Origin of the sequence: Aureibaculum koreense (assembly GCF_034296135.1) — a bacterium.
GTDB lineage: Bacteria > Bacteroidota > Bacteroidia > Flavobacteriales > Flavobacteriaceae > Aureibaculum.
In genome coordinates this window covers 1-26,785 of the sequence record NZ_JAXKVV010000019.1, presented here as the reverse complement: position 1 = coordinate 26,785, position 26,785 = coordinate 1, and the positions used below count along the sequence as shown (strand labels likewise).

The 26,785-nt window shown below is 30.4% G+C and carries 19 protein-coding genes and 1 pseudogene; 15 read left to right on the top strand and 5 right to left on the bottom strand.

Annotated elements, in window-relative coordinates:
- Positions 1–346: 346 nt before the first annotated feature.
- From UMM65_RS13740 to UMM65_RS13730, 3 genes are read right to left on the bottom strand one after another with little or no spacing between them, the layout of a single operon-like run.
- On the bottom strand, positions 347–3,832 hold the full coding sequence (locus UMM65_RS13740; RefSeq protein WP_321977306.1) for a caspase family protein: 3,486 nt from the start codon (positions 3,830–3,832) through the stop codon (positions 347–349).
- Positions 3,833–3,846: 14 nt separating this feature from the next.
- Positions 3,847–5,811: a caspase family protein gene (locus UMM65_RS13735; protein ID WP_321977305.1), complete on the bottom strand. Its 1,965-nt coding sequence runs from the start codon at positions 5,809–5,811 to the stop codon at positions 3,847–3,849.
- A 14-nt stretch (positions 5,812–5,825) separates the two neighbouring features.
- Complete coding sequence (locus tag UMM65_RS13730) at positions 5,826–7,232, bottom strand: hypothetical protein (RefSeq protein WP_321977303.1); 1,407 nt, start codon at positions 7,230–7,232, stop codon at positions 5,826–5,828.
- A gap of 259 nt (positions 7,233–7,491) precedes the next feature.
- Between UMM65_RS13730 and UMM65_RS13725 the strand changes: the two genes are divergently transcribed.
- The 13 genes and pseudogenes from UMM65_RS13725 to UMM65_RS13665 all read left to right on the top strand — a co-directional run bounded on the left by UMM65_RS13725 (position 7,492) and on the right by UMM65_RS13665 (position 21,997).
- The gene (locus UMM65_RS13725) at positions 7,492–8,208 is read left to right on the top strand and encodes a hypothetical protein (protein ID WP_321977302.1); all 717 of its coding nucleotides are present in this window, start codon (positions 7,492–7,494) and stop codon (positions 8,206–8,208) included.
- A gap of 124 nt (positions 8,209–8,332) precedes the next feature.
- Positions 8,333–8,623, top strand: coding sequence for a helix-turn-helix domain-containing protein (locus tag UMM65_RS13720; protein WP_321977301.1), 291 nt, complete (start codon positions 8,333–8,335; stop codon positions 8,621–8,623).
- A 5-nt stretch (positions 8,624–8,628) separates the two neighbouring features.
- Positions 8,629–9,831 (top strand): VapE domain-containing protein, encoded by a 1,203-nt coding sequence (locus tag UMM65_RS13715; RefSeq protein ID WP_321977300.1) that lies wholly within the window; start codon positions 8,629–8,631, stop codon positions 9,829–9,831.
- A gap of 209 nt (positions 9,832–10,040) precedes the next feature.
- Positions 10,041–10,895, top strand: coding sequence for a toprim domain-containing protein (locus UMM65_RS13710; protein WP_321977299.1), 855 nt, complete (start codon positions 10,041–10,043; stop codon positions 10,893–10,895).
- On the top strand, positions 10,886–11,494 hold the full coding sequence (mbpA, locus tag UMM65_RS13705) for a mobilization protein MbpA (RefSeq protein ID WP_321977297.1): 609 nt from the start codon (positions 10,886–10,888) through the stop codon (positions 11,492–11,494). Before UMM65_RS13710 ends, mbpA begins: the two co-directional genes overlap by 10 nt.
- Positions 11,491–12,318, top strand: coding sequence for a relaxase/mobilization nuclease domain-containing protein (locus UMM65_RS13700; RefSeq protein ID WP_321977296.1), 828 nt, complete (start codon positions 11,491–11,493; stop codon positions 12,316–12,318). Before mbpA ends, UMM65_RS13700 begins: the two co-directional genes overlap by 4 nt.
- A gap of 47 nt (positions 12,319–12,365) precedes the next feature.
- A pseudogene (locus UMM65_RS13695) lies at positions 12,366–12,820 on the top strand (DUF6730 family protein).
- Positions 12,821–12,877: 57 nt separating this feature from the next.
- Entirely contained in the window at positions 12,878–13,669 is a 792-nt protein-coding gene (locus UMM65_RS13690) for a type IV toxin-antitoxin system AbiEi family antitoxin domain-containing protein (RefSeq protein WP_321977294.1), read from the top strand.
- A complete protein-coding gene (locus UMM65_RS13685) occupies positions 13,669–14,460 on the top strand; it encodes a nucleotidyl transferase AbiEii/AbiGii toxin family protein (protein ID WP_321977292.1) in 792 nt (263 codons plus the stop codon). The genes UMM65_RS13690 and UMM65_RS13685 overlap by 1 nt, the downstream gene beginning before the upstream one ends.
- A 31-nt stretch (positions 14,461–14,491) precedes the next feature.
- A complete protein-coding gene (locus UMM65_RS13680; RefSeq protein ID WP_321977291.1) occupies positions 14,492–17,557 on the top strand; it encodes a type I restriction endonuclease subunit R in 3,066 nt (1,021 codons plus the stop codon).
- Entirely contained in the window at positions 17,554–19,173 is a 1,620-nt protein-coding gene (locus UMM65_RS13675) for an HsdM family class I SAM-dependent methyltransferase (RefSeq protein ID WP_321977289.1), read from the top strand. Before UMM65_RS13680 ends, UMM65_RS13675 begins: the two co-directional genes overlap by 4 nt.
- Positions 19,166–21,070: a restriction endonuclease subunit S gene (locus UMM65_RS13670; protein WP_321977288.1), complete on the top strand. Its 1,905-nt coding sequence runs from the start codon at positions 19,166–19,168 to the stop codon at positions 21,068–21,070. The genes UMM65_RS13675 and UMM65_RS13670 overlap by 8 nt, the downstream gene beginning before the upstream one ends.
- 3 nt (positions 21,071–21,073) lie before the next feature.
- A complete protein-coding gene (locus UMM65_RS13665) occupies positions 21,074–21,997 on the top strand; it encodes a hypothetical protein (protein ID WP_321977287.1) in 924 nt (307 codons plus the stop codon).
- A 93-nt stretch (positions 21,998–22,090) separates the two neighbouring features.
- On the opposite strand, the gene UMM65_RS13660 is transcribed toward UMM65_RS13665, so the two are convergent.
- Positions 22,091–23,299 (bottom strand): site-specific integrase, encoded by a 1,209-nt coding sequence (locus UMM65_RS13660; RefSeq protein ID WP_321977285.1) that lies wholly within the window; start codon positions 23,297–23,299, stop codon positions 22,091–22,093.
- Positions 23,300–24,081: 782 nt separating this feature from the next.
- Between UMM65_RS13660 and UMM65_RS13655 the strand changes: the two genes are divergently transcribed.
- Both UMM65_RS13655 and UMM65_RS13650 read left to right on the top strand, forming a co-directional pair.
- Positions 24,082–24,546, top strand: coding sequence for a hypothetical protein (locus UMM65_RS13655; RefSeq protein ID WP_321977284.1), 465 nt, complete (start codon positions 24,082–24,084; stop codon positions 24,544–24,546).
- A 213-nt stretch (positions 24,547–24,759) separates the two neighbouring features.
- Entirely contained in the window at positions 24,760–25,455 is a 696-nt protein-coding gene (locus tag UMM65_RS13650) for a helix-turn-helix domain-containing protein (RefSeq protein WP_321977283.1), read from the top strand.
- Positions 25,456–25,701: 246 nt separating this feature from the next.
- Here UMM65_RS13650 and UMM65_RS13645 read toward each other — a convergent pair whose 3' ends face one another.
- On the bottom strand, positions 25,702–26,664 hold the full coding sequence (locus UMM65_RS13645) for a sulfatase (protein ID WP_321977340.1): 963 nt from the start codon (positions 26,662–26,664) through the stop codon (positions 25,702–25,704).
- Positions 26,665–26,785 lie beyond the last annotated feature (121 nt).

Genomic DNA, 26,785 nt, shown 5'->3' with positions numbered 1-26,785 from the left:
CAAGTTATAAAATTTGCACGCAATTTGCACGCAAATTATTGTTATCAAATGATTTCAATGAATATCAAAATTTATTAAACTACTGATTTTTAATTATTTAAAACTCTAGTTAGACAACTTGATTCCTCTTTTTTGATGCTGTTAATCAGAGGGTCCTTGGTTCGAGCCCAAGAGGGGGAGCTTCTTAAAACAAAGGCTTTACAGAAATGTAAGGTCTTTTTTTATGTGCTGGGTACAACATAGGTACAACATTTAATCCTATAATCTTTTCATTACCAATTTATTAATAAGATACCAAGCCTATTAAGTGATAATAAAAATGCAATTATGAATAATTCTAATTTAATCAAAAACTCCAATCCCAATCTATATTTTCTGACCTTGTATTTGGGTTTTGTAAACCTTTGGTTAATTGATAAACATTTTTGACAATATAATTCGTCAGATTAGATATTCTAATTTTACCTTCATTCTCAAAAGGGTTACCTAAATCAAATATCCCTTTTAAAAAAGTATAAGTAAATACTCCATTTTCCCATTCGGCCCCCTCAAAAGCATATTCTTTATTTCCAGATGCAGCAATTATAACTGCACCTGTCATATTATTGAGATTAGAAAAAAGCATTTGATTATATTTTTGTATTTGCAAGTCATTATTCTTACCAATCGAAGAGCCAATTGACCCTTTCGTTGTGTAGGTAACCACATTTTCGTCTAAACTTTCTTCAAGACTAATTCCATACTCACTTAATGATTCTCCACTATGACAAGCATCCATTAAAACCAATCTTTTTCTAGCACTAGAGCTATTAAACAACATTTCAATATCATTAAAGTCAATGCCTTTTTGTGATGGATTTTCAAAGTCAATATCATTTGTCCCAAAGTAAAAATCACCCAATTCATCTATTAATCCATGACCTGAAAAAGATAAAATGACAACATCGTTTTCATTAGCTTTACTAATTGTTTTTTTTAATTTTAAAAAATTTTCTTTCGTAACTTTTTCATTTAAAAGAGTATCTATTATTATTCTTTCTTTATACTTAGATTTCATTTTTTTGGCAATGTCATTAATATCTTTTCGTGCATAAGTCAAATTCATTGAAGTGTCTTTATATTTTGAAACACCTAAACCAATATAATATATTTGGCTAACTATTTTTTTTGTATTCTTGATTGAAATAGTTTCAATCAAGCTTTCTATATTTTTACTATTAATCGCACTAATACTAATTGTATTTTCACCAAAGTGCAATGGCACATCTAAAGAATCATTTTCTATTCTATGATTATTCTTTACAGAAATATTATGTTTGATAGGCACACCATTTACGTTAACTTTAATTTCTTTTAAGATATCAAGACCAGCGTCAACAGAAATAAACAATTTCACAACATCCTTACTAACAATCGGATTAATATCATTTTTATTGGAAATTATTATTTCTGGCAACTTCAAATTTGAAAAATTAACCCCATTATGGAAACCGTACTTTTTCAGTCTAATTCTACTGATGTTTTTAAGAACCTTTAACATATTATCATCTGAAACCTTCAGTCTTTCTAAAACTATATCCGGTCTATTAAATATTAAGTCAAAACTTCTTAATGAAGTGGCTTTATCATTATAGACAAAATGACTATTCTTTATTACCTCTTTATCACCCATATAATACCCGTCCGGTGTAAACCATAAAATAGCATGTTGCTTATCTCCAAAACCATTTTTTAAACTAAATATTTTACCTGTTACAACAAGCTTTAGTGAATTATTACTAATCACCCTAATTTCTCCATTTTCTAATAAAATAAATATTCTATTTGAAAATTCATCTATTGAACTTATATTCGATCCAAAATTGAAATTTGCTGAGGGTAAAGTTTCGTTATTTTTCCATATATGTATATTATGATTTAATGAAGGAGCAATAACGTAGTTCTTTAAAAGATAAACATTATGCATCACTGGGTTTTCATTTATAGATTTAATCTCTTTTTTAACATTGCCTGTGTAAGGATCAATTATTGAAATTCCATTTGAAAAACTTATATCAGAATTATAATGTGATTTATATAAATTACCTTCCTTATCTATAGCACTTATTACCCCATCAATTTTATTTAATAAAGTTTGAGTTAAGGAATCATAAATATAAGTAATATAAGTTCCTTTTTTTGTCCTCATAGGTATTCCAAATTTATCATTGGACTGTGAAAAAAAAGGATTAAAAGTTAATTCATTATTTTTTGTGTCAGGTAAACTTATTACATCTAATTTTCTTTTTTTTGTATTAAAAAGGAAAAAATTATTCTTTAACTGTTCCGAAGTGAAATCAAATATAATTATGTAATCTCCGTTTTCACTTGTCTTATAATGAAAATTTTTATCCATTTCATATTCATTACTCTCCCATAATGGTTTAAAATTTTCGTCGGCTGCAAGAAACTTAAATTTCATTTTATTTATTCTCCCAAAAGATTTCTTGTAAAAAAGAATCTCTTCATCATTAGTATTAGTGAATACAAAATAATCATCAATTGAATTATCTCTGCTTAGATAATTAACTCCAATTCGGTTATCATTATAATTTAAAGGTCTAGTATCCAGCCAATCATAGTATTGATTATTGATGCTAAGCCTTTTTGAATTAATATTAATTGAATTTAATTCCGAAAATTCTTCATAAGTATTTATCCCTGATTCAAAATGCTTGACTTCTTGAGTGTCTAAATTTAAAAATCTCATACCTGTTAGATCATGTAACCCCAAATCATTAACAATATGCCCATTTGCTCTAGGCAAATTAAGGAGCACGGCAAAAGGATTATTATATACTCTGTATTCATTGACATTGTCAATATTTATTTTAATTATTCTGCCATGAATATCTTCAATTTCGTAATTTTTATTTGTTGAAATATCTTCTAAAAAGAGATAAACATAATTTCTATTAATCTTTATGTCGTAAAGATTGAAGTTGCTTAAATCTTGGTTATTAAATGAAAAAAGTGCTTTTTGCTTGTGAAAATCTAAACTATTGGAATAAAGTGTATCATTCTTCATATAGAAGAGATTTTTTTCTTGCCTAGAAAAAAATGTTTTACTAACTTGTTCTAAGTTATACTCTCTTTTTAAGGTTCCATTTTCAGTATTATAACTAACTATACTATCCTTTAAGACCTTTTCAAAATATTCATTTTCAATTGATCTAGAATCTATCTTTAAATGCCCATATTTATAATCAACACTTTCATGTGAAACAATTAATTTCTTATTGTGTTTAGAAATTTTTAACAAAGCTCTATCTCTATTTTCTCTTTTGCTGAATGTAAATAGTTTTTTGACAGTTAGACTTTCATGTTTAATCTCCCAAATACCATTTTCTCTATCCGAACACAACCATGAATTTAAGTTTTCAAAATATTCACAATCACATTTATACCTATTATTAAACTCTTCTGATTCACTCTTATTTAATGGGTTAGATATTAATAATCCTGATTCAAGATTTAGCTTTCTTATTATTAAATTTTCTTCATCTTTGTATTCAATTATTATAGCTTCAGAATTTTGTAAGAAAACATCGATTGAATTTTCAAAACTGTATTCATGTAGTAATTTTTTCTCATTAAAAGACCAGATCTGGAGCACATTTTCTTTATAAGAAAGAAATTTGTCATTTTGAACTTGAGAAAACGAACTGCCTTTTAAATTATTAAATTGTAAATAGACTTTATCCTTACTAAAAAGTTTCTTTTGTGAAAGTTGAGCTTGTAATTCACATTTATAAATAAATATTAATACCAAAACTATAATTACATTTTTCATTGTATATAGAATTATTATTTAACAATTTCATAAACAAACTCTGTAGTATAGACTTTCATGCTTTTTGACGTTTTAGTGCTTTTAGATCCTCTGGAATGAGAATATGTACCTCCCATAAATTTTTCTAGAGGATTACTACTGCTTCTTGTCTTCGAACCAAATTGAAAGTTAATAGGAGTAGGTGTGGCAAACCCTTTAAGTATTAATCTTTCATAAGGAGGTCCGAAAGAGTAATAACAATCTTTAAATAACATTGTTTTTCCTGGTGCTAATAAACGCTCATTATTGTTTAAATTACAATCACCAGTTGGCATAAATGGATTTATCTCTCCTTTGCTATTTACTTCTATAATATTGAAGTAAATAGGTGTGTTACTTCTATTAGTTACTTGTAAAAAAACAAAATCTTTTTCTGCTTGAACTTCAAAAATACCAGCTTCATTTATATAAGTATCTTCTGGAAGAATAGCTTTCAAAGATTCCACTTTTTCTTTAATTTCATCATATTCAACATCAACAGGAATCAATTTGAACTCAAACTCATAATCATAGTTTTTCATACTTAGTCCTTTAATATATTGCCCTTGTGCAAAATTGAACAGTTTTTCTTGAATACTTGAAAGTAAATCTTCTTCTCTTTGTTTTACCAATTTATCTATTTGCATTTTATCTTTAGCGATGTTAAATACTACTTCTCCTTTTTTATCTTTTGCTAAAATAACATCAGATTGAAGTGTATCATTAACTACTTCGCCTAAGTTATTTTTATTTAAAAAACTAGAAATACCATCTTTTAGTGATTCATCTTGTATCGAACTGTCAAAAAACACCTTTAAAGATATATCACTGTATGACGGCTGATCTACAAAAACCCAATATTTTTTTTCATTGCTATCCTTAATTTCCCTATCTAACTTTATACTAGATTCATTATATTTTGTATTTGTTATAGTTCCTTTTGCAATTATATTATCTTCTTTTACGTTTGTCGTTCCTGAAGGCAATAAAAAAATAGTAGTATTTTTAAACAATCCTTGTAATTTACCAGCCCTTATGTTAATTACATTTATTCTAGGGATCGAAATAACTTCGAAATAAGGTTGTTGAGTAACATATTCTCCTTTAAAAAGTTTGTAATCTACATCACCTTCTACTGTAGGTGTTTGTCTAGGCGATATAACATTCATTATAACCTGAATTTTAGAAAACAATTGTCTATAGGTAAAATCGTTTCCCAACTCATTCATCGCTTTAGAAAAAGAATAACTCAGAGAGCCAACGCCTTCATGTTCATAATTTAATTCATTAGCTGAAGCTCCAGAAATAAGAATAAAAGGTGATGAATTTGAAGATAATTTCACTTTTTCAAACATATCGCTACCCTTACTAGTTCCATTTTTTTTAGGAGTCCAACCATCAGGAACAAAAGCCGACATACTACCTCTAGCTTTCCCTCCTCTTGTTGTTGAACCAGAATGGCAACTATCAAGTAAAAATAGTATTTGTCCTGTTTTACCCAACTTATTCCTCAAATTTGCGATAATTACACCTAGCTCGTCATCGCGAAGGTGATTTTCACCTTTATATTTATAGGTGTATTTTGCCCAAGCGTCATATGGTATAATAGCCTCATCCAATCCATCTATTTCATCTCCATTTTCGTCTATTATCTGTTGACCGTGTGCCGAAACATGAAAAACAATAATATCACCTTCTGAGGTTTTATCATATAATTCTTTCAAAGCCATGAGAATAGCTTGCTTGGTTGCCTGTTCATCTATAAGGATAGTAATATTAGATTCATTAAACCCTTGACTCAAAAGAGTTTGCTTTATTAGAGGTACGTCATTTTTAGAGCTAATATTATTCCATCCTGTTTTAGAAGGGTAATCACCGACAGCAACAATTAGAGCATATTTTTCAGAAGCATGAGATATTGAAAAGAAAAACAAAAGAATAAATAGTGTAAGGTTTTTCATAACAAAAATTTAAATTATTTAACATCAAATAGGCTAAAGGAAATACCAAAAAAGTATCCAAAGTCATAAACGTTTTTGGTAACCTTATCAACATCATTAAAAGCGGTAGAATCTCCTATTTGCAACCCATTGGTTAACCTTTTTACGGGTCCATAAGCGACTCCACCAGACAAAGACAACCTACTTTTATTACCGAAGAATAAAGATGGTCCAATCAAGAAGTTAATTCCACCAATCTCATCAGAAATGGGTATAGACAATCCAAAGCTTCCACCTATGTTAAAATTTTCACCAGCTACAGGGTAAAAATTAATCATTGTACTCAAATTAGGAACAAAATAATCATTGCTATCCGCCCCAATAGTTTTAGATTCACTTATATAAAAATCTTTAGAATTAGAACCAAAATTATTCAATGTAAGAGCAACGCTAGTATTTATTTTAAAACCACCTTTAGAGAACAGTTTTATATTCCTAGTTTTTAAAGTAGATTTATTTTTATCATCATCGGCTTCCTTCGAAAAATCACTTTGAATGAATTTTAGCTCTATATTAACTTTATCAGCTAGAAGTTGATAATCATATGTATTTACAAATGATGCCGCATCTAGTTTGCTATAAAGTGATCTAATTTTATTTAAATTTTCATTAGATTTACTTTTAGAAACCCCAAGTGAAGTACGAATACCTTCTAAGTTTAATATTTTAGAATTCATTGAAACTATATCTCCTCTTGATAAGGCTGCTTGGTCATCAGCATTCTTCTCTAAATCGCTTATTATTTGAGAAATTTCACCACTTAATTCGCTACTATCCTCAAGAACAATTTGCTCTAGCTCGGAAAGAAAGATGTAAAAATTATCTTTAGGATCTGTGGCCAACCTAGAATCTTCGATGCTATTAGCTGCACTTATTAGATTATCATATATATTATCCTTGTCAAAATTGGGATTTATAAGGTTGGAAACAAAAGTATTTTTAACAGCTGAGATATTAGTTAATATACTATTTAATTGAGAAAATTTATTATCAATGTTTGTTCCTCTTGAACTTAAACTCTTTCCAAAAATACTGTCCGTAGGTAATTTATCAAGATTCAATTTAAGATTATCTCCTGCAAAAGACCCAATTCCACCGAGAAGAGATGAAAAATTAAAGCCTTGTCCTGAGTTATGAATTTCTTCTTCTTTAATATTTGATATTACATCAACTGCAAACGGATTTACATTCTGCAACTGAATTTCTATCAAGCTATTTCTTTTTATTCTGGGTTTTGCTAAAGTGTCATCTACTTGATTTAATTTATTTAAATGATAATAATTCACATTTTCACTTTTATAATCATATACAACTCTATACTTTTCTTGTGCTAAACATAAAAAAGAAGTTGACACAAAAAATAATACAATAATCGTTTTCATAGGGCTGGGTTGTTGGATAATCAATTGACATTTCTTCTTTTCGAAGAAATATTCTAGCTAAATATAAACAAAAAAATTAAATCACTTTAAATCAGGCAACTGTCACCTTAACAAACTAGCTTTATATTTTATACAGTACCAAGTTTAGGATTAAGGCAAGAGTAATTACCATATATTGATATTCGACCTTCAAAATTTCGTTTTTCTTTTAACTTCATTTATTTGTATATTGTAGCAAGTTACTATAAATCTATTTATCATGGAAAAATTATCAGACATAATAAGAGACATTATCTATCGCACCTATTTATACCCAAAATTAATTTTCGAAAATAAAATTGATAGACACTTTAAGGAGAATCTAAAAGATAAATCAAGTATTATTTCATTTTTACTTTTAGTCATTACTTTAACTTATGTACTTCCAATGTTTATTTTACTAAATGATTTAAGTATTGAAAGCAAATCCATTTATAGTATTTTATACCTATCAATTTGTTTTTTCGGTCTTATTGGAGCTAGTGGATTTCTAGATGCTAAAAAAATGTTAGAGACCAAAATACATAAAAATGACGCGAATAAATTAAAATACATAATTTTCAAAACTAATTTAGATTTAGAATCTATAACTTCAAATTTGGTAAATAAATACATTTTTGAATGTAATATAGTAGATCTTAAAAAAGCACTAACTAACGAAATTCCCACATTTAAAATTAACAATATTTACATTGGTGGTAGCGGTAAAGTATCTTACCATGCAATCTTTTTTCTTTTTCATTATTTAATTAAAGGAGGTATTAATGATTTAAGTCCCAAAGCCCTTGACGAATTATTTAATTACATCACATCTAAATTTCTTAAAAATGGTGAGACAATTAAAATTGAAAGATTAAAACAATCTTACGATAATTGGCTTCTAAAAAAATATTGCTCAGACAATGCACGTTTTTTTGTAAAAGATTACCTTTCTTAAACTAACATTAAAGCCAGTTCAGCCAGTTTTTCCTAAAAAACCTATTGTCATTTGTTTACTTTTGACTTCGAATTCAAACAGTAAAAAGCTTTTTACTCATTATTAATTTTAAAATTTAAAAATTATGAATGAGCAGAAAAATGTAGTAGGTCTTCTTCAAGATATTAAAGGCTTACTTGCACGTAATAAAAATGTATTTAATGTAGATGACCTTTCTGATTATACTGGCTTATCGAAGAGTAAAATCTACAAACTTTCAAGTCTTAAATTAATTCCTTCAGGAAATAATAAGCACATTCGTCAATTATTTTTCAATAAAAAGGAAATTGATGCCTGGTTACTTGGTGAACCTAATTTATCAGATGATTTTATTGAACAGAAATTCAATGAACAGCTATTGAAAAACAAAAGATAGTTGCCATGAAAGAATACAACAAAAATCTATATAGGGTTAAAGACCAAGAAAAAGACACTATCTATGATACTGTTCTAAAGTATTTAGATAAGAAATACGATATATTATATAATGAAATTTCCCACGATTTTCAGATTTCTCTAAAAAACTCAAAAGATTGGCAGTATCTAAATGTTAACTCACTTATCATTGAGTTAGCAAAAGCTAGAAACGAAATTAGTACGGCCAAACTAGAAATTTTAATTCGTTCAGAATATATACCTAAGTATAATCCCATCAGAGAATATTTTGAATCATTACAAAAATGGGATGGTCAAGATTATATAAAAAAGCTGGCATCTTATGTACCTGTGTATGAAAAGGAGGCATTTGAGTATCATTTAAAAAAATGGTTAGTTAGAGCTGTAAAATGTGCCTTAGAAGACAAGTATTTCAATAAACAGGCTTTTATTATCTCACATGTGGGGCAAAATTCAGGAAAATCAACATGGTGTAGATTTATTTGTCCACCTGAATTGTCAGAATATATGGCTGAAGATATTAGCAACGATAAAGATGCTAGAATTCAATTGTGTAGAAATTTCATCTACAATCTCGATGAACTAGCTGTATTGTCTAAAAAAGATGTAAATGCCTTAAAAGCATTCTTTTCTAAAACATTTATAAATGAACGCTTACCATATGACAGAAAGAATACTACACTACCACGAATATGTTCTTTCCTTGGATCTACTAATATGTCTTCATTTTTAAATGATGAGACTGGCTCAGTACGATGGTTATGTTTTGAATTGTTGGACAAAATAGATTTTAGCTATTCAAAAGAAATAGATATTAAAGATGTTTGGACGCAGGCATATCATTTAGCATATCATGACCCTAATTTCAATCCTGAACTAACCTTAAATGATATTAAGGAAAATGAAGAACGAAATAAAAAATACACCAAACTTACTACTGAACAAGAGTTGGTTATAAAGTACTATAAAAAATCTAATGAATTGGATGATTTTGTTACCGCTTCAGACGTGTTAGTTTCTTTGACATGTCTTAACGTAAGATTAAATGCAATTAATATCGGAAGAGCATTATCAGGGTTTAAGTTTCAAAAAGTTAAACATCCTAAGAGACAGGTTTACGGTTATTTAGCTAAACCCCTTTATAAGGATTCACCTTGGGAAATGGAATTTTCAAAAACTAAATATTAAGGTACCTATTCACTTAATTTATTCAAAACATGGTAAATGCTAATGACAGCACAAGGTAACTTATATATAATCATACTTACCTAATAGTTACCATACCTACCTTTTTGGTAATTGAGGTAAGATAAAATTAACATCTATTTATTAAGTAAACCCTTAAAAATAAAGGCTTAGGTAAGTAGGTAGCAGATAATCTAAAAAAACAAACACCAATGAAAAAAGAAAGAACCATTTGTGATAAAGTCCGAAATCTTAGCATCGTTGACACTCTTGCTAAATTTGGACACTATCCCAAAGGAACAACGGAAAAAGAAGCGTTGTGGTTTCTAAGCCCTTTCAGGGACGAAACCAAAGCCTCTTTTAAAGTATCAGTAAAGCAAAACTATTGGATAGACTTCGCAACATTCGAAGGAGGTAACGTAATAGATTTGGTTATTAAGCTAAAACAATGTAGTGTAAAAGAAGCCATAGTTTTCCTTTCAAGTAATATTAATGATTTTTCTTTTCATCAGCCAGCGATTTTTGAGAAAGAAAAAGGTAAAATAGAAATTCAACAAATAAAATTGATTCAGCATTTTGGTCTGATAAAATATTTAGAATCAAGAAAAACAAATCTAAATATTGCCAAAACTTACTGTAAAGAAGTGTGGTATAAAAACAAAGGGAAACCCTTTTTTGCAATTGGCCTGCAAAATCATTTAGGTGGATGGGAACTAAGAAATAAATACTTCAAAACATCTACTTCTCCAAAAACCTATAGTTATATTAAACAGAGTAATGACAAGGTATTACTAACCGAGGGTATGTTTGACCTTTTCTCACTGGCTTCAATTTTAAAAGAGGGCATAAATGACTATGACATAATAATATTGAACTCTATTGCATTTGCTAAGCAAATAATCACAACTATTAAGGAGTACAGAGATATTGAACTTTACCTAGATAATGATAATTCCGGAAATGTAACTACCAAATTTATTATTGAAAATATTCCATGGAGCATAGACAGAAGATTCATTTATAAGGATTTTAAAGATGCAAACGAAAAATTAATGTTATGGACGTAAGATATGGTGAAGATCCAAGATATAATAAGCGTAGAAATCAAAATTTAGATCGAAAGTTGGAACTTAAGCAGAAAAGAGAGCTTGAACGTAAAAGGCAACTGCAAATAAGAAAACAAAATGAAATTAACCTTAAAAGAAATTTCACTCTCGATTTAGACTTAAATCTAGAAAATGATTTTTTAGAACTGAAGTTAGAATCTGGAGAAAGTGTTTTGTCGGACGTTGGGGCAAGATGTGTTTTTGTTGCCACAAAAACAACCTTGCCTGCTCCCGATGGTCGCAGGGTCAAAAAGTCTTTTAAAGGTAAAAGTCAAATCATCAAATTTAGATGCACCAATTTTGAGAAAAAATTTTTAAAAGTAAAAGCTAAAAAATGCGGATTAACTTTAAGCGAATATATTCGAAAAGTTGCCTTTGAAGAAAAAATAATAGAACGATTAACCGATGAACAAATCGACATTTATAAAATGCTAGTAAACTATCATAATAATTTCAAGTCAATCGGTAATATGTATAAAAAACGAGATTCCAACCTTTCCGAAAAAGTACATCAATTGGCAGATGAAATCAGGTTACATCTTAAAAAGTTTAGAAAGTGATTGGAAAAGGTAAAGCGATATCGCAAACAACTGCTTCTATCTCCTATGGTTGGAATCAGGAAAAAGATGCCGAAGTTATTTTGAAGCAACATTTGATTGGGGATTCTCCTTCAGAGATTTCGAAAGAATTTAAAATAGTTCAAGACATGAACTACAGGTGCAAGAAAAATACGTTGTCTTTTATTATTAGTCCAACGATTAAAGACGGAGAAAAATTAAAAATAAAAGACTTACATGAAATAGCTCAAAAATTTATCGCTCAAATGAAATTGGGCGAACGGCAAGCTATCGCTTTTGTCCATCAGGACAAAAAGCACAAACACATTCATTTATATGTCAACAGGATCGACTTCAAAGGAAAAGCATACAATGACAGCTTTGTCGGAAAAAAAAGTCAATTAGCTGCTGAAAGAGTGGCAGAAGACATGAAGCTGACTACCGTTAAGCAGGTGCAATTTGAAAAGGAATTTCTTCTTAAAGATGTGCGTAGAGAAATTAAACGGCGACATGACTTGACGGTCAAGCAATTTGCTCCAAAATCTTTTGATGATTATATTGAATGTATGAGGGTAAATGGTGTAACCGTTATTCCTTCAGTAAATAAAGCGAATACGATACAAGGCTTTAGGTTTGAGTTTGATAATTATAATCTCAAAGGAAGTGAAGTACACCGTTCAATGTCTGGTGCTAAGATAGGTCAACAGCTTTATTCAAACTCAAAATCATTAGATAATGAAATACCACCGTTGAAAATTTTGAATAATAACATTTCATTAGCACCAAAACTGGCACTTGATATTACTAAAAAACTTAAAAAAAAATAATTGAACACACGATAGATAAAGGAATAGGAATCTAAAAATAATATATTATGACAAAAATAAATGAATACATGGAACTTCTGGTATCTGAGATGGAAGAGTTTAGAGGAGATATTAATAGGCTTGAAGCTATAAATAAAAATGTAAAGAATTGAAAATTGGCTTTGACTTAGCTCCTGCCAAATCAATTTTAAATGAGCATATAGTAGAGATTGAAAAACTTCAAAACTTTCAACAGAATCAATATGGAAGGCTTGAAAGTTTGTTTAAAAGAGCAGGTGTTTATCCAAAATGGGCAATTATAATTTTTATAGTTTCAATGTTATTTTCATTGGTATCGATCTTATATGCATATCATACAAAATCAAATTCTAGTAAAGTGGAACAAATTGGCTTTGAAAAAGGAGTAGCTGAATACGACAATCATATCGAAGCATTTTTCTCAGAAAATGAGAAAGCAAGAAAAGAGTATGAAATATGGAAGAATCAAGAATTAAACAAATAGTTTAAAATTAGTTTGCAATTAACTACATATTTTGTAGTTTTACGCAAACTAATTTAAATGACTGGCCAAGCTATTTCTGAGTATCTTCATGAAATCCAATCTCAAGGAAGATATGCCTTTAGCTTACAGGAGTTAAGGGAGAAATTTGGCAAAAAAAACAATAAAGCCATATCACAAAAATTACATCGACTTAAAAAAGAAAACAGTATAGCTCAAGTTCGTCAAGAGTTTTATGTAATTGTTACCCCAGAATATTCGCATCAAGGTATTTTGCCTACCACATATTATATAGATGATATGATGAAATTTCTTAAAAGGGACTATTATCTCGGGTTATATTCAGCAGCTGCATTACATGGAGCTGGGCATCAACAGCCTATGGAATCACAGATATTGATTCATAAACCACCTATTAGAACTATAAAGAATAACAAACAGCATCTTAGTTTTTTTACTAAAAATAGTTGGCATAACGACTGGCTTGTTAAAAAAAAGACAGATGCTGGATATATCCAAATTTCATCACAAGAATTAACGGCTATTGATTTAGTTCACTATCACAAACAAATTGGAGGGTTAAATAGAGTTATTCCTATTCTAGTGGAGCTAACCGAAAATATGAAATCTCAAAAATTAAATACTATAACTAAGGAAACCGCAATGCCAACTGTTCAGCGTTTGGGATATTTATTAGACCAATTCTCAGAAAATAAACTTTCTGATGGTCTTTTTAAATTTACAAGGCAAAACAAAACGAATACAGCCAAACTTTCTCTTTCTCATAACAATGGTAATGAAGTAAAAGACGAGAAATGGAATCTCATCATTAATACAGAAATTGACTTTTAATGATACCTAGAAGATATATAACAGAGTGGAAAACTAATGCACCTTGGCCTAATGATGCACAAGTGGAGCAAGACTTAGTAATTGAAAGAGCTTTAATAGAATTATTCTCTGATAATTTTCTAAAAGAACATTTGGCATTTAGAGGGGGAACGGCACTACATAAAATTTACCTAAAACCACAAGTACGCTATTCTGAGGATATCGATTTAGTTCAAATTAAGGAAGGTTCGATTGGCCCGATTATTCAAGCTATTAGAAAACAGCTTACTTTTCTTGGGGCTAAAATAAAGACTAAGCAAAATGAAAATATGAATACCGTTTCATACCGGTTTGAATCAGAAATTGCACCAGTTATTAATTTAAGATTAAAGATAGAAATTAATACTAGAGAGCATTTTTCCGTAATGGGCTATACAGAACTCACCCATAAAATGGAAAATGGATGGTTTTCTGGTAGCTGCACCATGAACTCTTTTACTATAGAAGAATTACTTGCAACTAAACTAAGAGCTTTATACCAAAGAAAAAAAGGAAGAGACTTATTTGATTTGTATTATGCGATTAGTGAACTAAATGTTGACACCCAACAATTAATCGATAGTTACAAAAAGTATATGGATTTCTCTAAAGGACAATCACCTACACAAAAGCAATTTTTAATGAATATGGAAGAAAAAATGGAAAACCCAGACTTTGGAGGGGATATCTATGCATTGTTAAGACCAGGTATTGAATATGACCAAAGGGAAGGTTATGAGCTAATCAAAGAACAATTAATCTCAAAAATATAAGAAAAAAGTGTATTAATTTACCAATAGCAAAATGAACCAAAACGAAGACTCTAGAGTAAAACTTCCTGCAATATTGCACCTTACGCAATTAGGGTATAAATATATTTCGTTAAAAACGGCAAAATGGGATATTGACACTAATATTTTTACTGATATATTTTTAGAGTCTGTAGGTAGAATTAACCCAAACTTAAGTGAACCTGATTTGAATAGGTTATATCTTGAGGTTAAACTGTCTTTGGAGAATGAGGACTTAGGAAAATCATTTTTCGATATGCTTACACAACGTTCTGGTATTCGTTTAATCGATTTTGAAAACTTAGGCAACAATTCCTTTAATGTGGTTACTGAACTCACTTACAAAAATGGTGAAGACGAATTTAGACCAGACATAATTGCATTAATTAACGGAATGCCTTTGGTATTTATAGAAGTTAAAAAACCAAATAACAAAGATGGTGTTATAGCAGAACGCAATAGAATAAACAGGCGTTTTCAAAATAAAAAGTTTAGAAAGTTTGTGAACATCACTCAGTTTATGATCTTTTCAAATAACATGGAGTATGATCCAGAAGAGATTGAACCTTGGCAAGGTGCTTTTTACGCTTCACCATCTTATAAAAAGCCCATTTTTAATTATTTCAGAGAAGAAATTGGTTTTAATTTAATGAATGAATTACAACCATTAGATGAGTCGGTTCAAGATTTTTTATTAAAAGATACCAATTACCAAACGCTAAAAAATAGTCCTGAATTTAATACCAACAAAAACCCTGAATCACCAACCAATAGAATTTTAACATCGCTTTTAAGCAAAGACCGATTGAAATTCATGTTGCAGTATTCCTTAGCATATGTTAGGGAAACAACTGGTTTGCAAAAACATATTATGCGATACCCTCAATTATTTGCTACAAAAGCCATTGAGGACACATTAGATAACGGCATTCGTAAAGGTATTATTTGGCATACACAAGGAAGTGGAAAAACAGCATTGGCATATTACAACACCCATCATTTAACGGACTATTACCAAAAGCAAAATAAAGTTCCAAAATTTTATTTTATTGTGGATCGTTTAGATCTATTAACACAAGCTAGAGATGAGTTTACTGCAAGAGGTTTGAAAGTACATACTGTAAATTTAAGAAATGAATTTTTAAAAGACCTACGCAAAAAAAGTGCAGTAAATAATGACAAAGGAATCAAAGAAATTACGGTTGTAAATATTCAGAAATTTAAAGATGACACAAAGGCGAGTAATGAAACCGATTATGACATTAATGTACAGCGGGTTTATTTTCTAGATGAAGTACATCGTAGCTACAATCCCGAAGGTAGTTTTTTAGCCAATTTAGAACAGAGCGATAAAAATGCTATAAAAATAGGATTAACAGGAACTCCATTAATTGGTGATACCTTAAAATCTAAATACCTGTTTGGAGATTATATTCATAAATATTATTATAATAAGTCCATTGCTGACGGTTACACGTTAAAGCTCATAAGAGAAGAAATTGAAACGGAATATAAAATTCTATTAAAGACTGCCCTAGATAATATTGATGTCAAAAGAGGAGACATCCACAAAAAAGAGGCATACGCCCATCCTTCGTTTGTCGAACCGATGTTGGATTATATTATTTCTGATTTTGAACAGTTTAGAATCAGAAATTCAGACCCAACAGTTGGTGCTATGGTTATTTGTGATAGCAGTGAGCAGGCAGTACAATTACACGCCATATTTAATAAGAAATATGATGATGATTCAATTGATTTATCACAAGCAGCTGAATCAAATGCATCGTATGGCGATATTTTAAAAGAAGAAAGTCAAGTCAAAAAAACAGCTTTGATTTTATATGATTCTGGAAGCAAAGACGAATTGAAAAAATGGAGAGATGATTTTAAAGCTGGGAAAATAGATATTTTGTTTGTGTATAATATGCTTTTGACTGGTTTTGACGCTAAAAGGCTTAAAAAACTATATCTAAGTCGTATAATTAAAAGTCATAACTTATTGCAAGCCTTAACTCGTGTTAACAGAACCTATAAAGATTATAAATATGGTTATGTAGTTGATTTTGCTGACATTTCTAAAGAATTTGATAAAACCAACCGTGCCTATTTTGATGAGCTTCAAGAAGTATTAGGAGACGAGTTGGAGAATTATTCCAATCTTTTTATGTCTCGTGATGAGATGGTAGAAAAAATTCAACAGATAAAAGAAACGCTTGCCGATTTCGATTTAAAAAACTCAGAGAATTTTTCTAATCAAATCTCTCAAATAACTAATCGTAGCGAAATGCTTAACATCAGAAAAGCATTGGAAGAAGCCAAATCCTTATACAACGTTATCCGTTTGGTTGGTGAATATGAATTGTTAGCTACGCTAGACTTTAGAAAATTGGGTGCATTACGCATTATGTCTTATGACAGGTTAGCCTTATTAAATGCGAAAGAAGCTTTAAACAATAGCGAAGAAGTTTCAAATTTATTGAATATAGCACTTGAAGATGTACTCTTTCAGTTTAAAAAAACAGGTGAAGCCGAAATGGTTTTGGGTGATGCTTTAAAAGATATTTTAAGAAAAACCCGAGAAGCATTAGCCAATAATTTTGATACCAAAGATCCTGAATGGTTAAGTTTATACGACGAATTAAAACGCCTCTTCAAAAATAAAAATTTAAGTGAAGTTACCCAAGAAGATATGCAGGCTAATATGAACTCATTAAAACAAATTCATGAAGCTATTACAGAGCTTAACAGAAAAAATGCTCTGCTACAAGATAAATATGAGGGAGATAAAAAATATGCACGGGTACAAAAGCGTTTATTAGAAGCAGGGAAACCTTCAAAAGTAAAATCCGCTATTATTGAAGCCCTTCAACATATTAAAGAGCAAACAGACCTTAGCGTATTGCAACGCAACGATATATTAAACAATGAAAATTATTTTACTAAACAAGTGGCAAGGTTGGTAGATAAAGAATTTGGCAATACATTATACCAATCTTTAGATTACGATACCACTATGTTTATTAGCAACATAATAGTTAAAGAATATTTAGACGAATATTACGACAGAGCAGTATGACAGCAAACAAAACCACTCAGCATATTATTCAAACCAAAGCACTTATTGACGATTTAAAAGCCGTTTGTGCTAATTATGGACTGGGTAATGATGGAAACGAATTTAAAATTATCACACAGATATTTTTATACAAATATTTTAATGATAAATTTACCTACGAGCTTAGAAAAGCTCGGCCAGAGATTTTTGAAACCGAAAATTGGGTAGAAACTTTAAAAGGATTGCCCAAAGATGATTATAAAAAATTGGAATTTCAATTAGAAAGTGATATTGCCATTTTACAGCCCCAACATTTAATTCCCTATTTATTTAACAGGCAAGACAAACCCGATTTTGCAAAACGTTTGGACGAAACACTTATAGATATAGCTGCCCAAAACAACAAATTATTTGCGGTGGCAACACCAGACGGTGTAAAAATTAAGCTATTTGAGCCTATTACAGAGTATGTAAGTAGCAAACGAGATGCTTTTGCAAAAGCATTGATTAATAAGTTGGTAGAAGATATTAACTTTGAGGATGTTATGAGCGAAGGTTTTGACTTTTTCTCTACAATTTTTGAGTATTTAATCAAAGACTACAACAACGATTCTGGTGGGAAATATGCAGAATATTATACACCACACGCCGTTTCAGAAATAATGGCAAAAATTCTGGTAACTGATGATTTGCCAAGTAGAAAAATACACGATCCCAGTGCGGGATCTGGGACACTGTTAATGACTTTGGCACAAGCTATTGGTGCTCATAAATGCACAGTGTATTCGCAGGATATTTCGCAAAAATCTTCCAATTTATTACGCTTAAACTTGGTGTTAAACGGTTTGATCCACAGTATTCAAAATGTAATACAGGGCAATACGATGACCAACCCATATTATCGTGATGAAAAATTCCACTATATCGTTAGTAATCCGCCGTTTAAGTTAGATTTTAGTGATGATATAGATGAGCTGAACAAAAAAGTAAACCAAGATCGTTTTTTTGCGGGCATACCCAATGTACCCAAGAAAGCCAAAAACAAAATGGCTATTTACAGTCTGTTTTTGCAACATATAATGGGCAGTTTACACCCAAAAGAAGGAAAAGCGGCCATAGTAGTACCCACAGGTTTTATTACCGCACAAGCGGGAATAGACAAACGCATACGCGAGCAAATGATAGCACGCAAAATGCTGGCAGGCGTAGTAAGCATGCCCAGTAATATTTTTGCCACTACAGGTACTAATGTCTCTATTGTGTTTTTAGATGTGCAAAACGATGGTAATGTAGTATTAATAGATGCAAGTAATTTAGGGAGAACCATAAAAGAAGGTAAAAACCAAAAAACAGTTTTAGAACCAAAAGAAGAACAAAAGATTATAGACACATTTGTCAATAAAAAAGCCGAAGATGATTTTTCAGTAGTAGTAAGTTCCGACGAAATAAAAACCAAGAACTACAGCTTAAGTGCTGGGCAATATTTTGAAATAAAAATTGAATATACTGACATTACCGCAGATGAATTTACTACAAAAATGAAAGGCTTTAAAAGTAATTTAGAAAACCTTTTTGCTGAAAGTAAAAGTTTGGAAAAAGAAATTCAAAATAATTTAAAAGAGTTGAGATATGAATAGCTGGCAACAAAAAAAGTTGATTGATGTTGCCAATATTAAACTTAGCAATGTTGACAAAAAAACTAAAGAGAATGAAAGAATTGTTCGCTTATGCAACTATACGGATGTTTACAAAAACTCATTTATTAATAAAGAAAGGGCAACAGATTTTATGATTGCGTCTTGTTCTGAAAATGCCTTTGAGAAATTTATACTGAGAGAAGGTCAAGTAGCTATCACCAAAGATAGTGAAAAGCCCGATGATATTGGAATACCAACTTATATTTCAGAGGATTTTAGTGATGTAGTTTTAGGGTATCATTTGTCACTCATCACACCATTTGAAGACAAATTAAGTGGAAGATTTCTAAATTATTGGCTGCAAACCAAGTTTTCAAAAAGATATTTTGAATGTAACGCAGGAGGAAGTGGACAAAGATGTACTTTAGTTTTAGATGTTATTAAATCAATACCATTGTACCTTCCTTCTCTAACAGAGCAGAAGCAAATAGCCAAAGTTCTTTCCGATCTAGAAGTAAAAATAGAAGTCAATAACAAAATAAACCAGGAGTTAGAAGCGATGGCAAAAACGCTTTACGATTATTGGTTTGTACAATTTGATTTTCCTGATGCCAATGGTAAACCATATAAGTCATCTGGCGGTAAGATGGTATATAATAAGGTGTTAAAACGGGAGATTCCTGAGGGATGGGAAGTCAAGGAATTAGGTGTTATTTCGGAAATTAAGAGAGGAAAATTAGTTACAGCAAAAACAGCAGATTTGAATGGTAAATATAAAGTAGTATCTGCTGGAATCAATTATTCATACTTACATTCAGAATCAAATAGAGAAAAGAATACAATTACCGTAAGTGGTTCAGGTGCTAATGCAGGTTTTGTTAATTTTTGGAGAGAGCCGATTTTTGCCAATGATTGTACAACCGTTAGAGGAAACTCGGAGAACGAAACGCTAGTTATTCTGCAATTTTTAAAATTGCGACAAGAATATATCTTAAATCAAGCAAGGGGATCTGCACAACCTCATGTTTATCCAAAAGATTTGTCAATACTTAAAATATCGATCCCAAATAATAAACTTTTCACAACTTATGGAGAAAAAATAATTCCTTCTAATGAGTTAATAGCGAATAACTTGCGACAAAACCAAAAACTAACCGAATTAAGAGATTGGTTATTGCCTATGTTAATGAATGGTCAAGTTACGGTGGGTGAAGCTGAGCAGTCGGTTAACGAAGAGCTTGCAATGGTGGCAGAAGATGGGGTGTCTTATAATATGGAAGAAACGTTTAAGATGACCGTAGTACAACCAATTGATAATTCAGCTACAATTATAGGTACTCATATTATTAAAAAGCTGGAGAAAAGCCCAGGTATGGGACGTACAAAATTTCAAAAGGTATTGCACTTATCAGAATACTATTGTAAAAGAGAGTTAGGTGGTTTATATATTAGAAATGCCGCAGGACCACATAACGAATGTCTTTTAAATTACATAGAAGGCAAATTTAAAAATTACAATCATGTAAATGTTAGTTCAGATATTGTAAATGGACACAAGCATATTGTTTATAAAACCACGTCAAGTACGATAGAATCTGAAACCGCATATAAAGGTTTACCACAAAATTTTAGAGAACGATTAGATAAATTAATAGATTTACTTGCTCCGTTAAACTTAAAACAAACCGAAGCCATCTCTACTTTATACGCTATTTGGAATAATAGAATTATAGAAAATAAAGAGATTAATAACGCCACCCTAATCCTAAGTTTTTATAAGTGGAGTGATCGAAAAAAACAACAATTTATAGATCAGGACATTTTAAATGCATTAGATTTTATGAAAATGCACCAAATAACACCTATAGGTTGGGGGAATTATATTGCCAAAGAATAATAGATGACAAAAGAAGAGTTTTGGAAAAATTTTAATCTTGGAACTGAACTTCAAATTTCAGGAAATTTTATCTACAATGGTTTGTTGAGTTTTCATCAGATGCAATCTTTTTATAATGAGGATGAAATTTTCGACTTTCTATATAATATATCTATTGGAATTGAAAGGCTTCTTAAAATAAGTGTAATTTTAATTGAACACTCTGACATAAAAAATGCTATTGAGTTAGAAAAAAGTATTATTACTCATAATCATTTAGAACTATTAAAAAGGGTAAAGATAAAACACGAATTGACCTTAGCTAACACCCATAATGAATTTCTTCAATTACTTTCAAATTTTTATAAAACTATGAGGTATGATAGGTTTAATCTATCAAGTGTTTATGAGCTCTCTAAAGAAAAGAAAGGATTAATCACTTTTATAGAAAAAAATCTCGACATAAAAATAAGTAATGAATTCTTTAATGTTACCGCCAATGATGATCGAATAAAGAAATTTATCGGTAAAATAATTGGTAAAATAACTTCTCAATTATATAGTGTTCTCGTTAATGAAGCCCATAGGCTCAATATTTACACTTACGAGGTAAAAAATTATTCTAAATCATTTAAAATATTTTTAACAAAAGATTATACTTTTGAAAAAGCAGATTTAGTAAAAAAAGAAGTGTTACTTAACCTTATTCAATGTAAAAAACAGTCCAATTTCTATAATTTTATAGATAAAATTAAACCTCTTGATTTAAGTGATTATGATGAAAATTATCTTATTAAATGTCTTTTGGATATGCTAGAATCGGAAAAACTTGGAGATGAAGTTGATATGCTATACGAAGAAATTAAAAATAAAAAAGATCGATTTGAGAGACTAGAAATGTTAGGTTCAGACTTTTCTTTTGATTATTTTGATGATAGTGAAGAATAGTCATATGAGATTTATATCGCTATTCAATTGAGAATAAATAATGTAATATTTAATCCTAGTTGTAAAAGAGACCGTAAACTAATTATGCTCCACTCACAACAACATCTCAGCAGCTTCCTCTAAAACTACTGTATCTAAATCTTTGAGATAGGCTTGAGTAACAGCTAAATTTTGATGCCCCATAGATTCACTAATAATATCAGTTGCCACACCTTTTTGTTTAAGACAATTGGCAAAACTATGTCTCGCTACATAGCTACTAATGTTCTTTTTAATATCACATAATTCCGCAAGCTCTTTTAACTGCTTATTGTAAACTCCTAGCACTTTATGTTTTCTATTTGCAACTTGTATTGGCGTATAATCTTCTCTGTAAAGGAAAGGGAATACATATTTATTTCCATATCCATTCATTTGATAATAATCTAAAATATCTTGAACAGGTGGGAGAATTTTAATTCTAAAATTACCTTTAGTTTTAGATCTTACATAATGTATACAACCAGAATGAATATTGCTCCACTCCAACTCTACCATGTCTTTAAAATTCATTCCACGTGTATAAAAACTAAAGACAAAATAATTCTTAGTATTAATCAAATGAGGATAATCTTTTAAATTCAGATTGACAATATCCATGATTTCTTCAAAGTTTAAGGCTCTTTTTGCTGACTTTCCTTTAAGCTTTGAAATCTTATAGACTCTAAAAGGATAAAAGCTATCCTTTACCAAACCACGCTGAATGGCCATATTGAATATTGCCCTAATGGCTCTCATCTTAACACCAATACCGCCATCTGTTCCGCCTCTAGACCTTAAAAACACCTCATATTTATTTAAAAATGTAGGATTTAGTTCTTTGAAAGATAACTTTTTGAATCGATGAAATATTTTTACTGAGGTCTTAGCATCGTTATTGACTTTTGCATTTCCAATACGTCCCGCTTTAGTTTGTTCCTCTATAATTTCATCCCAAAATGCAAAGACATCATTTTTTAAAGGATTAAACGTAATTCTGAACTTGCTGTCAAAGTCTAAAATGGTATAGTCAGGATTATCAATTTCCAGCTCTGTTAGAATTTGTAAGGCTCTATCTTTGAATTTCAATAACAGTCTGTTTTTTTGGATATAATTCTCTTTTCTTTTATTAAAACTACCTATTGAAGATTTCCATTCATCATCTTTAGAACTAAATGGAGTTTTATAAAATTTGGAATCTCTATCCTTTGTTACTCGAAGATAAATTGGATATGTTCCATCCGATAATATTTTTCTCTTTAAAATAATCTTAACTGAAGCCATAAATTTTGATATATAAATTACTTGGGTACAACATAGGTACGACAAATGAGCTATTAAATGTAAATATTCTGCAACCAAATACAAAACAAAAAATCATAAAATACTGAAAATCAAAACAAAAGAAACTAAATGTAACTATATGAAAAACAAACTTTTAAGACTGTTAATCAGAGGGTCCTTGGTTCGAGCCCAAGAGGGGGAGCAAAGCGGAAAGCCACACCACATAAGGCTTTCCGCTATTTTAAAGAGTGCATTTCTCAACATTGTAGTTTAAAGGGTCAATAATTACGTCAATAATTTAAACTACTCCTCATGCCTAAAAAAAGAATCAGAATAGAACTGCCTAACAGCTGTTATTGTTCAAATCCGTCTATCTATCCAAAAAATTGGAAAACATGCGGAAAGTCCGCTTTAAGCCTTAAATGGCGAATACAATACTACTTTTATGACCCTTAGCTACCTAAACTAACAAACCCTATTGTTGTAAAAGGAATGAATATGATACGCTTGAAAGTAGGAGAAACACGACTAAAATAATTTATGATGATGAAATTGAAGCGTTAAAAGATGGTTACAATCCCTATAAAAGGAGTATTTTAATGAAAAACCAATTAGTTTTTAAATATTATTATGTTAATTTGTTTGTTTACCATAAATAAAACAAGTTTTTTGCAAGTAACAAGTTTTTTTGCAAGAAAACTGAACTTATTTTAATAATAAATTATAAATGACTGATTTTAAAGAAGATAAAAACAATATTATTTTTCAATTAGCTAAGGAAATTGCAATTAAAATTTCCAGTAGCTGAAATTTCAGCAAAAACAGGGTATAGTGAGGGTCAAGTGTCAAGATTAATTAATGCTAAAATACCAACTTCATCAAATTTTTTAAACAAGTTTCTTGAAAGTTTTAATATGGAAATGGAAAACTTTACAAAATTAACGGTTGGTCAACCAGAAATAGATTATGAAAAAGAAAATAATTCAGAAAAAGGCACACCATATTATGATGTCGATTTTACAGCTAGTTTTTTAGAGGTGGAAAACAGTCAGCAATCAAAACCCGATTCTTATGTGACCCATCCGTTTTTTGTGGGTTGTGATTTTATTGTAAGGGCTTCGGGTCAATCAATGGTAAAAGTTATAAAGCATGGAGACGCTATCGGTTTATTTAAATTGAGGACTGGATGGAGTTTTTACCTATGGGAGAAATTTACGCTATTGTTACTAGCAACGGATTCAGGATGATTAAAATTATATCGAAAGGTAAGGATAACGACCATTTTACTTAGATAAGCAAACCAACATACAATAAAAAGGACGAATTTCCGAATCAGCAAATTAAAAAATCAAAGATACTATCGATTTTTAAAGTTCAAGCATCTAGCCATTTGTTTTAATCTTAATAAAAGGCAATTTGATTGTATATTACCAAAACTAAACAATTAAAACCAATTAGCTATGACAACAATAGGAAGCAGATTAAAAGCACTTTTAGATGGAAAAGGGATAACCCCCTACAAGCTACATAAGAGAACTGGCGTAAGTCAGTCGGTTTTAAGTAGGATTATAAACAATAATACAACCCCTAATGAAAGTAATCTAAAAGCAATCATAGACTACTTCAAAGTAAATGAGGCTTGGTTTTTAACGGGAATTGAAATAGAGGAGTTAAAGAATACCAACGGAAATGTTTTTACAGAACTCCCAGATGGAAGCCTAAATATTACCACAAAATTATTATCGTTTGATGTTTATGCTTCGTATAAGGAAGTTTTAGAGAATGGCACTAAATTTGAAGATTTTGAAGAAGTTACCTTTAATGTGTCAAAATATGGTAGAGGTCATTATATGGCTTTCAAAATAGTTGGTCATAGTATGAATGGGGGTGGTATTGATGATACACCAGACGGTGCTTTAGTTTTAGGTAGGGAAATAGGAAGGCACTTACGGAAAGAAAGTTTCATAAATCATGATTATGGTTTTATAATACTTTCAGAAAGTGGAATTTATCATAAAGACATATCGAATCACAACCCAAAAACTGGTGAAATTACTTGTACTTCAAGAAATAAAAGTATTGAAATAGTGCAGAGTTTTAGCCTTAACCTTAATGATGTATATCAAATATTTAAGGTCATTAAACGAACTTTTTAAAGCCAATAATTCATAAAGAAAACGCCATTTGATTGAACATTACCCAAAAATAAACAACTAAAAACAATACGTTACATTTTGAAAAATTAAACTATTATCTCTGAAAATCAGAGGGTCCTTGGTTCGAGCCCAAGAGGGGGAGCTTAGTAATAGAAGGCCATTCAAGCAATTGAGTGGCTTTTGTGTTTTAAATACACTGCAAAGAACAACTACTAACTACTTTTATCAAGATCAATAGCTTTTTATTCATAGTTTTTTACTATAATTTGGGTTGGGAAGAGGCATTTGGGCGTTTATATCTTTTCGCCATTCATGTAATAATTGTTTTAATTCGTTCGCTTTTTCAGGAAGTGTTTCTGATAGATCGTTATTTTCTCCAATGTCGTTTTCAAGGTTGTACAATTCTACATGCATGTCTTCATAAAATTCTATTAGCTTGTAAGCACCTAATCGTACTGCTCCTGAGGGACGGCCACCCAAACCACCACTATAATGCGGGTAATGCCAAAAAATAGGACGCTCTTTTAGTTCTTTGCCATATAACAAAGGTTTCAAGCTATGGCCATCTATATGCTGATTAGGAATTGATTCTATTTCTGCCAAGTCTAGTAAGGTTGGATAAAAATCGGTACTTATTACAGGTTCATCGCAACTTGTGCCAGCAGTTACTTGTTTAGGCCACCGCACAATCATAGGTTCTTTGATACCGCCTTCATACAACCAGCCTTTTCCCGCTTTTAACGGGGCATTCGTTGTAGGGGTAATTGCCCCGCCCGAAGCCATTCCGCCATTATCGGAAGTGAATACGATTATCGTGTTTTTTGAGAGTCCTTCTTCATCCAAAGCACTCAAAATACGTCCAATATTTTCATCCAAACTCTCCACCATAGCCGCATAATGGGGTGCATTTTGACGATTTTTAAATCGCATTTGGTTATTCGTAATAAACTCTTCACCTTCATAATTCATCCTTTCAAGTTTATCTTGGTATTTTTTTACTTTTTCAGGTTTTCCCTGTAATGGTAAATGCACAGTATAGAACGATAAATAAGCAAAAAAGGGGGCTTCTTTATTTTCTTTAATAAATTGAATGGTTTCATTCGTCAATCTATCCGTAAGATATTCCCCATCAGAACTATCTTTTAGTTGCTTATTTTGGTATGGCGAAAAGTAGCCGCCACTTGGGGTTCCCGTACTATTTCCGGCAATATTATACCATTTCTGATTTAAAAATACTCAAAAAATGTTTTAGTGTATAATTGATAACTGGTGATAGATTTTATAAGTTCAGGAGTTAGTTGGTTTACCATCTCAGTAATTTTATCTTGTA

Excerpts from the sequence above, each read along its gene's own strand:
- UMM65_RS13725 (WP_321977302.1), top strand. The coding sequence starts at position 7,492 with ATGGAAAAATTATCAGACATAATAAGAGACATTATCTATCGCACCTAT.
- UMM65_RS13665 (WP_321977287.1), top strand. The coding sequence starts at position 21,074 with ATGACAAAAGAAGAGTTTTGGAAAAATTTTAATCTTGGAACTGAACTT.
- UMM65_RS13720 (WP_321977301.1), top strand. The coding sequence starts at position 8,333 with ATGAATGAGCAGAAAAATGTAGTAGGTCTTCTTCAAGATATTAAAGGC.
- UMM65_RS13650 (WP_321977283.1), top strand. The coding sequence starts at position 24,760 with ATGACAACAATAGGAAGCAGATTAAAAGCACTTTTAGATGGAAAAGGG.
- UMM65_RS13670 (WP_321977288.1), top strand. The coding sequence starts at position 19,166 with ATGAATAGCTGGCAACAAAAAAAGTTGATTGATGTTGCCAATATTAAA.
- UMM65_RS13675 (WP_321977289.1), top strand. The coding sequence starts at position 17,554 with ATGACAGCAAACAAAACCACTCAGCATATTATTCAAACCAAAGCACTT.
- UMM65_RS13685 (WP_321977292.1), top strand. The coding sequence starts at position 13,669 with ATGATACCTAGAAGATATATAACAGAGTGGAAAACTAATGCACCTTGG.
- UMM65_RS13680 (WP_321977291.1), top strand. The coding sequence starts at position 14,492 with ATGAACCAAAACGAAGACTCTAGAGTAAAACTTCCTGCAATATTGCAC.
- UMM65_RS13710 (WP_321977299.1), top strand. The coding sequence starts at position 10,041 with ATGAAAAAAGAAAGAACCATTTGTGATAAAGTCCGAAATCTTAGCATC.
- UMM65_RS13715 (WP_321977300.1), top strand. The coding sequence starts at position 8,629 with ATGAAAGAATACAACAAAAATCTATATAGGGTTAAAGACCAAGAAAAA.
- UMM65_RS13730 (WP_321977303.1), bottom strand. The coding sequence starts at position 7,232 with ATGAAAACGATTATTGTATTATTTTTTGTGTCAACTTCTTTTTTATGT.
- UMM65_RS13735 (WP_321977305.1), bottom strand. The coding sequence starts at position 5,811 with ATGAAAAACCTTACACTATTTATTCTTTTGTTTTTCTTTTCAATATCT.
- mbpA (WP_321977297.1), top strand. The coding sequence starts at position 10,886 with ATGGACGTAAGATATGGTGAAGATCCAAGATATAATAAGCGTAGAAAT.
- UMM65_RS13740 (WP_321977306.1), bottom strand. The coding sequence starts at position 3,832 with ATGAAAAATGTAATTATAGTTTTGGTATTAATATTTATTTATAAATGT.
- UMM65_RS13690 (WP_321977294.1), top strand. The coding sequence starts at position 12,878 with ATGACTGGCCAAGCTATTTCTGAGTATCTTCATGAAATCCAATCTCAA.
- UMM65_RS13660 (WP_321977285.1), bottom strand. The coding sequence starts at position 23,299 with ATGGCTTCAGTTAAGATTATTTTAAAGAGAAAAATATTATCGGATGGA.